9 protein-coding genes and 1 pseudogene are annotated in these 12,037 nt (G+C 71.0%); 1 reads left to right on the top strand and 9 read right to left on the bottom strand.

Features of this window, described 5'->3' with window-relative positions:
- The 3 genes and pseudogenes from C7C45_RS01080 to C7C45_RS01070 all read right to left on the bottom strand — a co-directional run.
- Nucleotides 1–392, bottom strand: a pseudogene (locus tag C7C45_RS01080) (alpha/beta hydrolase family protein); the annotation flags it as partial.
- A gap of 126 nt (nt 393–518) precedes the next feature.
- The gene (locus C7C45_RS01075; protein ID WP_110561696.1) at nt 519–1,085 is read right to left on the bottom strand and encodes a nucleotidyltransferase domain-containing protein; all 567 of its coding nucleotides are present in this window, start codon (nt 1,083–1,085) and stop codon (nt 519–521) included.
- A gap of 26 nt (nt 1,086–1,111) precedes the next feature.
- Nucleotides 1,112–1,996, bottom strand: a complete 885-nt coding sequence (locus C7C45_RS01070) for an alpha/beta hydrolase family protein (protein ID WP_110561695.1) — start codon at nt 1,994–1,996, stop codon at nt 1,112–1,114.
- A 156-nt stretch (nt 1,997–2,152) separates the two neighbouring features.
- On the opposite strand from C7C45_RS01070, the gene C7C45_RS33835 reads away from it, so the two are divergent.
- Nucleotides 2,153–2,323 carry a hypothetical protein gene (locus tag C7C45_RS33835; protein ID WP_167454598.1) on the top strand — a complete coding sequence of 57 codons (171 nt, stop codon included), beginning with the start codon at nt 2,153–2,155 and terminating at the stop codon, nt 2,321–2,323.
- Nucleotides 2,324–2,367: 44 nt separating this feature from the next.
- Here the strand turns inward: C7C45_RS33835 and C7C45_RS01065 are convergent, their stop codons facing one another.
- The 6 genes from C7C45_RS01065 to C7C45_RS01040 all read right to left on the bottom strand — a co-directional run bounded on the left by C7C45_RS01065 (nt 2,368) and on the right by C7C45_RS01040 (nt 11,903).
- On the bottom strand, nt 2,368–3,483 hold the full coding sequence (locus tag C7C45_RS01065) for an acetate/propionate family kinase (RefSeq protein WP_110561694.1): 1,116 nt from the start codon (nt 3,481–3,483) through the stop codon (nt 2,368–2,370).
- On the bottom strand, nt 3,480–5,549 hold the full coding sequence (pta, locus tag C7C45_RS01060) for a phosphate acetyltransferase (protein ID WP_110561693.1): 2,070 nt from the start codon (nt 5,547–5,549) through the stop codon (nt 3,480–3,482). Before pta ends, C7C45_RS01065 begins: the two co-directional genes overlap by 4 nt.
- A 255-nt stretch (nt 5,550–5,804) precedes the next feature.
- Nucleotides 5,805–5,990: a DUF6104 family protein gene (locus C7C45_RS01055; RefSeq protein ID WP_110561692.1), complete on the bottom strand. Its 186-nt coding sequence runs from the start codon at nt 5,988–5,990 to the stop codon at nt 5,805–5,807.
- A gap of 121 nt (nt 5,991–6,111) precedes the next feature.
- Complete coding sequence (locus C7C45_RS01050; protein ID WP_110561691.1) at nt 6,112–9,882, bottom strand: multifunctional oxoglutarate decarboxylase/oxoglutarate dehydrogenase thiamine pyrophosphate-binding subunit/dihydrolipoyllysine-residue succinyltransferase subunit; 3,771 nt, start codon at nt 9,880–9,882, stop codon at nt 6,112–6,114.
- 276 nt (nt 9,883–10,158) lie between these two features.
- Nucleotides 10,159–10,971: an ABC transporter permease gene (locus C7C45_RS01045; protein WP_110561690.1), complete on the bottom strand. Its 813-nt coding sequence runs from the start codon at nt 10,969–10,971 to the stop codon at nt 10,159–10,161.
- Complete coding sequence (locus C7C45_RS01040) at nt 10,968–11,903, bottom strand: ABC transporter ATP-binding protein (RefSeq protein ID WP_110561689.1); 936 nt, start codon at nt 11,901–11,903, stop codon at nt 10,968–10,970. The genes C7C45_RS01045 and C7C45_RS01040 overlap by 4 nt, the downstream gene beginning before the upstream one ends.
- Nucleotides 11,904–12,037 lie beyond the last annotated feature (134 nt).

Below are 12,037 nucleotides of genomic sequence, written 5' to 3'. Positions count from 1 at the left end.
ACGAAACCCGCCGCCGCCCACCGGGTCAGCAGAGTGGCGTAGTCGTCCGGCCGCCCGCCCAGACCGTGGCTGAACATCACCACCGGAAACCGCCCGCTCGCGGCCGACGCCGACCGCTTGGCCGCGCCCCCGGCCTCCCCGGCCGCCGGATACCAGAGCGTCACCGGCAGCGCACGGCCGTCCCGGTCCAGCTTCAGTTGGCGTACGCCGACTGCGAAGGCCTGCTTGGGCGCGGTCCCGGCCGGGACCTGCGGCGTCGGCGTGGCGGCGGCCGGCGGTGGCTCGGCCGGCGCCTGCCAGCTCTCGGCCGGCGGGGCGTCCGTTGAGCAGCCGGCCAGCCCGGCCAGGAGCACGGCGCTGGCCAGCAGGGCGGGGGTGACGCGACGCGACATGAATCCGATTGTGCCTTGTCTGGTCGGCGCGACCGGTGAAGTTCGGCGCACGGTCCCCGCCCCTGCACGCCTGGTGTCAGGCCGCGGCGCGTTCGGCGAGTGGGCGCCGCCGTCGTGTGGGGTCGGTCAGGGAGCGCGGCGGGAAGGCGGCGTTGGGGTTGTGCCGGTTCGCCCCGGGCCAGGGCCGGCACGCAGCCGGATCAGGTCGTCGGCGTCCTTCGGCCGGCGCGGACGTTCCGGCATCCACACCGGGTACATCTGCTTGAACTCGATCTGCGCAGGCACCGAGATGATCGGCGCGCTGAGCGCGCCGATCCGGCCGCGTGGCGCGTCCAGCATCCCGGCCGGCAGCGGAGTCCCGGCCCATGGCCCGGCACCCACCGTCGGCCGGCCGGCGTCGTCCCGACCCAGGTACGCGAAGCTGACCTCGACGTCACCCGCGAACACGTCGAGTTGCAACTCCACCGGCATCCGAGGGTCGGGACGCCAACCTCGGGCCAGCAGCAGTGTGGCGAGTCGGTCCGCGTCCTCCCGCCAGCAGTACCAGTCGACGTCGACGTGGGGGCGGGTCACCGCGCCGAGGTGGAAGTCCATCGCCCAGCCGCCGCGCAGCCATACCGGGATGCCGTCTGCCCCGGCCACCGTGAGCACCTCGGCGATGCTCGCCAACTGGCGGCGCGCGTGCTCCTCCACCGGGCCACCGTACCGGCGTGGCCGGATCAACTGGCCGGGCGGGACTCGTAGCTGGTCATCGGGGTGCGGGCGTCGGCGGGGAGGCGAGCGCCGGCCGCCTGGTCGCCGTAGAGGGTCCAGCGGAGGAAGTCGGTGGTGGTGGCGAGAACCGGGGCGAACCCCGGGTTGCCCGGTGTGAGGTACGCGCCGTGGTCCTGCCCCAACATGCTGAGGAACGCGGCCGGCCCGGGGGTACGCCCGTACGCCGCCCGGCCGACCGTCACCGGCACCACCGCGTCGGCCGTGCCGTGCACGAAGAGCACCGGTGCGGGCAGCCCGGCGAAGCTGCCGGGCAAGCCACCCCCGGCGATCACGATCCCGGAGCGCAACCGGGCCGCATGCCCCTCGCTGAACATTCCGGACGTGGTGTAGCCGCCCGCCGAGTGGCCAGCGGCGGCAATCGACGACAGATCCAGGTGGCCGGCGAGGGGATCCGCGCGGTTCCGGTCGAGGCGGCCCAGGTGTCGGATCAGCCGCCAACCATCGGCGGGTTGGTTGCGTACGTCGTCCCGGCTGAAGTGGGCGGCACCCTGCCGCGTGTGCGGAAACGCGGGAGCGGCCACCACGAAACCGGCCGCCGCCCAGCGGGTCGTCAGGCCAGCGTGCAGGTCGGGCCGGCTGTACAGCCCGTGGCTGTAGACCACCACCGGGAACCGCCCGTCGGCCACCCCGTTGGCAGCCGCCGGAAACCAGATCGTCACCGGCAGGGGGCGCGACGAGCGCGGATCGAGGGTGAGCGTACGCACGCCGACGGCGTACGACCCCTCGGGCGCCCGACGTGTCGGCGGCGGTCCGTCCGAGCCGCCGGTGGCCGGCGCGCAACCAACCAGCAGTGTTGTCATCAGTACAGCGATCAGCCGTCCCGCCCCCATCGTTCCACGGTAGGTGCCCGGGTGGGCGTAGCGACCCCGCCGTCCGGCCCGCCTGCACCCGCCACCCGGTCTGGTCGTTTCCTCCGGCCGGGTCCAACCTGGGACGACGTGGGCCGGGGGCGGTGCCGCGTGACCCGTTTCGCTAGGGTCTCCGGCATGCCTGAGAACTACACCGACCCCAGCGGCAACACCGAGGCCTTCCGCGCCTTCACCCAGACGCCGGAGGTGGCAGGGCCGACGCAGACCCCGTCTCGCCTTCCGCTGATCGTCGGCGTGGCGGTCGTGGTGCTGGTGGTGGCTGTCGTCGCCTGGCTCGCGCTGCGCTGACCGGAGCTTCGTCAGCCGCCCGCGCTGGGCTGACCGGAGCTTCGTCAGCCGCCCGCGACCACGTCCCGGGCCTGCCGGGCGATCTCTCGTTCCTCGTCGGTGCGGATGACGCAGACGCTCACCTCCGCGCCGGCGGGCGAGATCACCCGGTCGCCGTCGCCGTCGTTACGGGCGTCGTCCACGGCGATGCCGAGCCGGTCCAGACCCGCCAACGCGGCAGCCCGGACGGGCGCGGCGTTCTCGCCGACCCCGGCGGTGAAGGCGATGGCGTCGACGCGACCGAGCAGCGCGTAGTACGCCCCGACGTAGCCGGTGATCCGCCGGCAGTACACGTCGAAGGCCAGCCCTGCCGCCCGGTCCCCGGCTGCCCGACGTTGCAGCACCTCGCGCATGTCGTTGACGCCACTCAGCCCGAGCAGGCCGCTGCGGTGGTTGAGCAGGTCGTCGATGTCATCCACCGACAATCCACCCTCCCGGCGCAGGTGGAAGATCACCGTCGGGTCCAGGTCGCCGCTGCGCGTGCCCATCACCAGCCCCTCCAACGGGGACATGCCCATCGAGGTGGCGACGCTGCGACCGTTCGCCACCGCGCAGGCGCTGGCCCCGTTGCCCAGGTGCAGGGTGATCGTGTTGAGCTGCTCGTACGGGCGGCCCAGCAGTTCGGCGGTGCGGCGGGACACGTACGCGTGCGAGGTGCCGTGGAAGCCGTACCGGCGGATGTCGTACCGCTCGGCGGTGTCCCGGTCGATCGCGTAGGTCGCGGCGGCCTCCGGCAGGGTGTGGTGGAACGCGGTGTCGAAGACGGCGACCTGCGAGACGTCCGGCAGTGCCGCGCGGGCCACCTCGATGCCGGCCAGGTTCGCCGGGTTGTGCAGCGGGGCGAGCGGCACCAGATCCTTGATCGCGGCCAGCACCGTGTCGTCGACCAGGACCGGCGCGCTGAACCTCCGGCCGCCGTGCACCACCCGGTGCCCCACCGCCGTCAGCCCGGTCAGGTCCAGCCCGTCCAGGATGTGCCGGACCGCACCGGCGTGGTCGGCCGGGCCGCCGCCGGGTTCACCGATCCGCTCGACGGTGCCGTGGTCGAGCGTCCGGTCACCGTCGTAGTGGCGCCACTTCACCGACGACGACCCGCAGTTGAGCACCAGCACCCGACTCACGAGGCCTCCTCGGTGGCCGCCTGGATGGCGGTGATCGCCACCGTGTTGACGATGTCCGGCACGGTAGCGCCACGGGACAGGTCGTTCACCGGCCGGCGTAGGCCCTGCATCACCGGGCCGACCGCGACCGCCCCGGCGGAGCGCTGCACCGCCTTGTACGTGTTGTTGCCGGTGTTCAGGTCCGGAAAGATGAAGACCGTGGCCTGGCCGGCGACCGGGCTGCCCGGCAACTTCGTCGCCGCCACCGCCGGATCGATCGCCGCGTCGTACTGGATCGGCCCCTCGACAAGCAGGTCGGGCCGGCGCTCCCGGACCAGGGCGGTGGCCGTGGCGACCTTCTCCACGTCCGCGCCGGCACCGGAGCTGCCGGTGGAGTACGACAGCATGGCCACCCGGGGTTCGATGCCGAAGCGGGCGGCGGTGTCGGCCGACGAGATCGCGATGTCGGCGAGTTGGGCGGCATCCGGGTCGCGGTTGACCGCACAGTCCCCGTAGACCAGCACCCGGTCGGCGAGCAGCATGAAGAAGACGCTGGAGGCGACCGACACGTCCGGCACCGTACGGATGATCTCGAACGCTGGTCGGATGGTCGCGGCGGTGGTGTGCGTGGAACCCGAGACCATGCCGTCGGCCCGTCCGGTCGCCACCATCAGGGTGCCGAAGTAGTTGGCCTGGGCCACGATGTCGTGCGCCAACTCCGCGGTGACGCCCCGGTGGGCGCGCAGCCGGGCGTACTCGGCCGCGAAATCGTCCCGCCATTCGCTGCTGGCCGGGTCGACCACGTTCGCGTCGCCGAGGTCGATGCCCAGTTCGCGGGTCCGCCGTGCGATGTCGTCCGGTCGGCCGAGCAACGTCAGTTCGGCCACCCCGCGGCGCAGCAGGATCTCCGACGCGCGCAGGATCCGCTCCTCGCTGCCCTCCGGCAGCACCAGGTGCCGGGGCTGCGAGCGGGCCCGGTCGATCAGCTCGTTCTCGAACATCAGCGGGGTGACCCGCGTCGAACGGCTGACCCGCAACCGGCGGGCCAGGTCGTCGGTGTCCACGCACCGCTCGAACGCGCCGAGCGCGGCCTCAACCTTGCGGGGATTCGCCGCACTGGGCCGACCCTCGATGCGACTGGACGCGGCCACCGTGTCGTAGCTGTCGCTGCGCACGGACAGCACCGCCAGCCCGGTGTTCAGCCCCTCCACCAGCCGCATGACCCTCGGGTCGGGCTGAACGCCCAGGGTGAGCACCAGCCCGGCCACCGACACCTGCCCGGCCACGTGCGCGGCGCTCGCGGCGACGAGCAGGTCAGCCCGGTCCCCGGGGGTGATCACCAAAGAGCCCTCGGTGAGGTGACTGAGCAGGGTCGGCACATGCGCCGCGCCGACCACGAAGTCCAACACGTCCCGGCCGAGCGCGGCGTCGTCCCCGGCCAACAGGGTGGCGCCGAGCGCCGCCGCCACCTCGGCCACCGTCGGCGCCGACACGCTCGGCACCTCCGGGATGGCGTACGCGGGGACCGGCAGGTCAGGCAGCGTCATCGGCCCGGGCACACGGTTGGCGATCACCGCGAGCACCGTCGCGCCCAGGTCGGCCACATCGTGGTACGCCCCGCGAACCGCCGCCGCGATGGTCCCCGGCTCCTGCCCGAAGCCATCCACCACCGGCACCACCACACTGCCGAACTCGGTGGCGAGCCGGGCATTGAAAGCCAACTCCCGGGGATGGGCCGGGTCGCCCGGTTCGTCGAAATCGCTGCCCACCACGACCACCGCCGGGCACTGCCGCTCCACCGCCCGGTACCGCTCGACGACAGCGGAGATCAGCTCCGCGCGCCGGCCGTCGGCCACCAGGGCGGCAGCCTCGGCGTACGTCGCCCCGGCCAGCTCGGCCAGCGGCAACTCGACCCGGTAACGCTCGCTGAGCAGAGCGAGGATCGGGTCCGGACCGGTGTCGGCGACCAGCGGCCGGAACACGCCGATCCGCCCGACCTGGCGGGACAGCAACTCCGCCAGCCCGAGGGCAATCGTCGACTTGCCCCCGCCGGACCCCACGCTAGTCAGATACACACTGCGAGCCACAACCCCACCCTAGAAGATCGCAAGACCCCCCACCCAGGTCCTCCCAACCACCCCGCGTCCCCGCCACCCGTCCCCGCCCCACCCCGCCCTGTCCCCGGTGATCATGAGGTTATGGGCCGACACGCCGACGACACGCGCGCATAACCTCATGATCAACAGCGGTGGGCGGTGGGCGGTGGGCGGTGGGCGGTGGGCGGTGGGCGGTGGGCGGTGGGCGGTGGGTGGTGGGCGGTGGGTGGTGGGCGGTGGGCGGGATTAGGCGTCGTCGTCGTCGGGGTCGTCTAGGCGGGCCAGGTAGGTGGCCAGGCGTTCGATGGGGGTTTCGAAGTCGGGGTTGAGGTCGACGAAGTCACGCAGGCGTTCGCCGAGCCACTCCAGGGTCACCTGCTCTTCGCCCCGGCGTTCGACCAGCTCCTCGATGCCACGGTCGGTGAAGTACACGGCGTACGTCCTCGTGTTCGGCCCGGCGCGGGCCGGGTGGGTCGGTGATTCGGATGGACCGACGGAGCCGGGGCAGGACCGTGGTTAACGGCCCTACCCCGGCTCTCGTGGTGCGGTCAGGTCACGGGCGGGGGAGAGCCGCCTCGATCAGTGCGGTCTGCTCGACCTCGTGGGTCTTGGCCGAGCCGACCGCCGGGGCGGCCGCGGCTGGGCGGGAGATCCGCCGAAGCCGAACGTCCGCGAGGTGCTCCAGCAGGTTGAGCGCGACGAACGACCAGGCGCCCTGGTTGGCCGGCTCCTCCTGCACCCAGGCGAAGTCCTCCGCGTTCGGGTACTGCGCGAGGGCGGACCGGATCTCCTCCACCGGCAGCGGGTACAGCTGCTCGATCCGGAGGATCGCGGTGTCGGTGACGCCGCGCTCCTGACGGGCCTGGAACAGGTCGTAGTAGACCTTGCCGGAGCAGAGCAGCACCCGCTTCACCGCCTCCGGTGCCGGGGCGGCGGTGTCGCGCAGCACCGGCTGGAAGGTGCCGGTGGTGAAGTCCTCCACCGAGGAGACGCAGAGCTTGTGCCGCAGCAGCGACTTCGGCGTGAACACCACCAGAGGCTTGCGCTTGGGCGACAGGGCCTGGCGGCGCAGCAGGTGGAAGTAGTTCGCCGGGGTGGTCGGGATGGACACCCGCATGTTGTCCTCGGCGCACATCTGCAGGAACCGCTCCGGCCGGCCGGAGGTGTGGTCCGGGCCCTGACCCTCGTGGCCGTGCGGCAGCAGCAGGGTGACGGCGGAGCGCTGGCCCCACTTCACCTCGCCGGACGAGATGAACTCGTCGATCACCGACTGGGCGCCGTTGACGAAGTCGCCGAACTGGGCCTCCCACGCGACGAGCGCGTTGATGTTCTCCACCGAGTAGCCGTACTCGAAGCCCATCGCCGCGTACTCGCTGAGCAGCGAGTCGTGCACGAAGAACCGGGAGCGTTCGCCGTCGCCGGTGAGCGACTTCAGCGGCAGGTAGTCCTCGCCGGTGCGGGAGTCGACCACCGAGGCGTGCCGCTGGACGAACGTGCCGCGCCGCGAATCCTGACCGGCCAGCCGGACGGTGACACCGTCGTGCAGCAACGCGCCGAGCGCGATGATCTCGCCGAAGCCCCAGTCGATGTTGCCCTCGACGGACATCTTGGCCCGCCGGTCCAGCAGTTGCTGGATCCGCTTGTGCGGGGTGAAGCCCTCCGGGAGGTTGATGTGCGCCTCGCCGATCGCCTTCACCACGGACGCGTCGGTGGCGGTGTCGACCTGCGGCTCCGGCTCGACCTCGCGGCGCGGCCGGTTGAGCTGGCGCGGCGCCGAGGCGGCGTCGCGCGTGGCCTTGAAGACCTTCTCCAACTGCGCCTGGTAGTCGCGCAGCAGCTCTTCCGCGTCCTCGACGGTGATGTCGCCGCGACCGATGAGCTCCTCGGTGTACAGCTTGCGGACCGAGCGCTTCGAGTCAATGATCTTGTACATCTGGGGGTTGGACATCGACGGGTCGTCGCCCTCGTTGTGCCCGCGCCGGCGGTAGCAGACCATGTCGATCACGACGTCCTTGTTGAACGTCTGCCGGTATTCGAAAGCCAGTCGGGCCACGCGGACCACGGCCTCCGGGTCGTCGCCGTTGACGTGGAAGATCGGCGCCTGGATCATCCGGGCCACGTCGGTGCTGTAGAGGCTGGACCGGCTGTACTCCGGGGCGGTGGTGAAGCCGACCTGGTTGTTGACCACCACGTGCACGGTGCCGCCGGTGCGGTAGCCACGCAGCTGCGACAGGTTGAGCGTCTCGGCGACCACACCCTGCCCGGCGAACGCCGCGTCACCGTGCACCGCGAGCGGCAGCACGGTGTAACCCTCGAGCTTGAGGTCGATCCGGTCCTGCTTGGCCCGGACGATGCCTTCCAGCACCGGGTCGACGGCCTCCAGGTGCGACGGGTTGGCCACCACCGACACCTTGACGGAGTGATCGCCGCCAGGGGTGGTGAACTTGCCGTTCTGGCCCAGGTGGTACTTCACGTCGCCGGAACCCTGCGTCGAACGCGGGTCCAGGTGGCCCTCGAACTCCGAGAAGATCTTCTCGTACGGCTTGCCGACGATGTTGGCCAGCACGTTGAGCCGACCCCGGTGGGCCATGCCGATGACGACCTCGTCCAGCCCGCTCTCCGCGGAGGACTCCAGCACCTCACCGAGCAGCGGAATCAGCGACTCGCCGCCCTCCAGCGAGAAGCGCTTCTGGCCGACGTACTTGGTCTGCAGGAAGGTTTCGAACGCCTCGGCGGCGTTGAGCCGGTTGAGGACGTGCTTCTGCTCGTCGGCGGCCGGCTTCTCGTACTTGCGCTCGATCCGCTCCTGGACCCAGCGCCGCTCCTCCGGGTCCTGGATGTGCATGTACTCGATGCCGACCCGGCGGCAGTACGAGTCACGCAGCACGCCGAGGATCTCGCGCAGCTTCATCCGCTGCCGGCCGGCGAAGCCGTTGACCGGGAACTCGCGGTCCAGGTCCCACAGGGTGAGCCCGTGCTGGAGGACGTCCAGGTCGGGGTGCTTGCGGATCTTGAATTCCAGCGGGTCGGTGTCGGCCATCAGGTGACCGCGCACCCGGTACGCGTGGATCAGCTCGTGCACCCGGGCGGTCTTGTTGATCTGGCCCTCGGAGTTGACCGCCACGTCGCGCATCCAGCGCACCGGCTCGTACGGGATGCGCAGCGAGGTGAAGATCTGGTCGTAGAACCCGTGCTCGCCCAGGATCAGCTCGTGCATCACCTTGAGGAACTCGCCGGACTGGGCGCCCTGGATGATCCGGTGGTCGTACGTGCTGGTCAGCGTGATGATCTTGCTGACGGCCAGTTCGGCAAGGGTGGTCTCGGACATGCCCTGGTAGGGAGCCGGGTATTCCATGGCGCCGACGCCGATGATCGCGCTCTGCCCCTGCATCAGGCGCGGCATCGAGTGCACGGTGCCGATGCCGCCCGGGTTGGTCAGCGAGATCGTGGTGCCGGAGTAGTCCTCCATGGTCAGCTCATTGCGCCGCGCCCGTCGGACCACGTCCTCGTACGCCTGCCAGAACTGCCGGAAGTCCATCTGCTCGCAGCCCTTGATGGAGGGGACCACGAGGTTGCGGCTGCCGTCCGGCTTGGCCAGGTCGATCGCGATGCCGAGGTTGACGTGCGGCGGGCGGACCACCGCCGGCTTGCCGTTGGCCTCGGCGAAGGAGTTGTTCATCTCGGGGTGCTGCACCATCGCCCGGACCAGCGCGTAGCCGACCAGGTGGGTGAAGCTGACCTTGCCACCGCGCCCGCGGGCGAGGTGGTTGTTGATCACGATGCGGTTGTCGACCAGCAGCTTGGCCGGGACCGCGCGCACGCTGGTCGCGGTGGGCACGCTCAGCGAGGCGTCCATGTTCTGGACGATCTTCGCGGCGACGCCACGCAGCGGCGTCGTCTGTGGACCGTCGGCGGTCGGCGCGGTGGCCTTGGCGGCCGGCTTGGCCGGTGCGGCCTTCTCCGGCGTGGCCTTGGGGGTGGTCGGAGCTGCGGCGGGCTTGGCCGGTGCCGACTGCGCGGCGGTCGGCTTCGCGGCGGTCGGCGGGGTCGCCGGCTGCGCGGTGGCGCTCGATTGGGTGACCGTGGCGGCTGCCTCCGGCTGGCCGTCCGGCTCGGGGGCGGCGGCCGGCTTCTCCGACGACGACTCGGCCCCGCGCGGCGTGGCCGCTCCGGGGGCCGGCCGGTAGTCGGCGAAGAAGTCGTGCCAGGCCGAATCGACGCTCGTTGGGTCGGCGAGGTAGCGCTGGTACATCTCCTCGACGATCCACTCATTCGGGCCGAAACCCGCCAGTGGGTTCTCCTGCGAAGTCTGCTGGGTCGACACGGCCGGTAATCGCCTCTTTCACGCGGGTTTGTGTGGCACGCGGTGTGTCCCTCGCGCCCGATTAGGAGCACAGGACGGACGGCTCCCAGGCTACGCCGTACCGATCGCGCAGGCATTTCCGCCTCGGTCCCGTGGCCGGTTTCACAGAAGATGCCAGAAGTTCAGCAACCGCTGCGCGGCCGGTGTGGGGCTGATAACGCATGGTCAGCCGCGCGGGCAGGCACCGACCCCGGAGCGGGCGGCTGGTCGCCGCCGCCCCCGGGGTCGGAACCGTCGTCAGGCGATGTCGCGTCGCCGGGTGATCAGGACTCCGACGACCCCGCTGACCAGCGCGTAGCCGATCAGCACCAGGGCGCCGACCCACCAGGACGGGGTGAACTCCGAGGTACCCTCCGTGATCATGACCTGCGACGCCACTGCGGGCCAGACCACCTGCCACTTGAGCACCGCCTCGCTGTCGAGGACGTTCGACAGGAGCAGGAACAGCAGACCCACCACCTGGGTACCGACCAGGTAGAGCACCGCAGCCGTGATCACCGCACCGAGTTGGTTGGTGATCAGCGTGCCGATACCCACGCCGAGGATCGTCCAGATCGCGTACGCGAGCAGGTTGAACAGCAGCGCCCGCTGCACCGGCCACTCGCCGAGCTGAGCGCCGTAGTCGTTCAGGGACAGGAAGATCGAGCCGGCGGCCAGGTCGATGAGCGTGGTCGCCAGCCAGAAGATGAAGCCGAGCACGCTGGCGGCGAGGAGCTTGCCGACGATGACCGAGGTGCGCCGTGGCGTCGTCAGGAACGTCGTGGTCGCGGTCTGGTGGAAGAACTCGTTGGTGACCATCAGGATGCCGATGAGCATCACGAACATCAGCCCCAGGTACTGGCCCGAGGTGTAGAGGTTCGCTGCCTGCGCCGCCGGGGTGGACTGCTCGGGGCTGGCGCCGACGTCCCCGCCGTCGCCGCCGAGGACGGTGACGGCATACCAGGCGTTGAACGCGAAGGCCAGGACGATCGACAGGAACGCGCCGAGCGCCAGCCACCACCAGGTGCTGGTCGTACGGATCTTGAGCAGTTCGGCTCGGACGAGGTTCATCGGATGCCCGCCTTTCCGGCCGTCAGCTCCAGGAAGACCCGTTCCAGGTCGGGCCGTTCGGTGGTCAGTTCGTGCAGCTCGACGCCGGCGGCCAGGGCGGCCCGGCCGATCGTCGGGGCGTCCACCCCGGCAACCAGCAGGGTGCCCTGCTCGTCGGTGTCGACGGTCGCCGACTGCGCCTTCAGGGCGGCGATCAGCGCCTCGGCCTGCGGAGTGCGGACCCGGACCCGGGCGCTCTGCGCCATCGAGCCGAGGACCTGGTCGACCGGCCCCTGCCGGACCAACTGCCCGGCCGCGATGATCACCACGTCGTCGGCGAGCAGCTGCATCTCCGACAGCAGGTGGCTGGAGACCAGCACGGTGCGGCCCTCGTGGGCGAGGTTCTTGAGGAACCCACGCATCCACCGGATGCCCTCCGGGTCGAGCCCGTTGGCCGGCTCGTCCAGGATCAGCACCCGGGGGTTGCCGAGCATCGCGGCGGCGATGCCGAGCCGCTGCTTCATGCCCAGCGAGTAACCCTTGAACTTGCGCTTCGCCGCCGGGGTCAACCCGACCAGGGCCAGCGCCTCGTCGGCCCGCTGCTTGGGCAGCCCGGCCGCCGCGCAGATGACCCGCAGGTGGTTGATGCCGGTGCGGCCCTTGTGCGCGCTGGAGGCCTCGAGCACCGCGCCGACGTGCCGCAGCGGGTCCGTGAGGTCGGTGTACCGATGCCCGCTGATGGTGGCCGTGCCGGCAGTCGGCGTGACCAGGTTCAGCAGCATGCGCAGGGTGGTGGTCTTGCCGGCACCGTTCGGGCCGAGGAAGCCGGTCACCCGCCCCGGCGCCACGGTGAAGGACAGGTTGTTCACCGCCCGCACGTTCTTGTACTGCTTCGTCAGACCGGACACCACGATCTGACCGTCGATGGTGGGGCTTCGCTGCCCGTCAGTCATCGTTCTCCTCCCGTGTGTGGCGTCGAGGTACGCCGTGGCACAGCGTGACGGCCCGGGGCAACAAGGTCAATCAGGCGCGGTCCGTACCTTCCGGTCCGTCGCAGGGTGGAGGCGACTCCTCCCTACGGACGACG

This window comes from Micromonospora arborensis, assembly GCF_003205615.1.
In the GTDB taxonomy this organism is placed as follows: Bacteria; Actinomycetota; Actinomycetes; order Mycobacteriales; family Micromonosporaceae; genus Micromonospora; species Micromonospora arborensis.
This window is presented reverse-complemented; position numbering and strand designations above follow the sequence as displayed.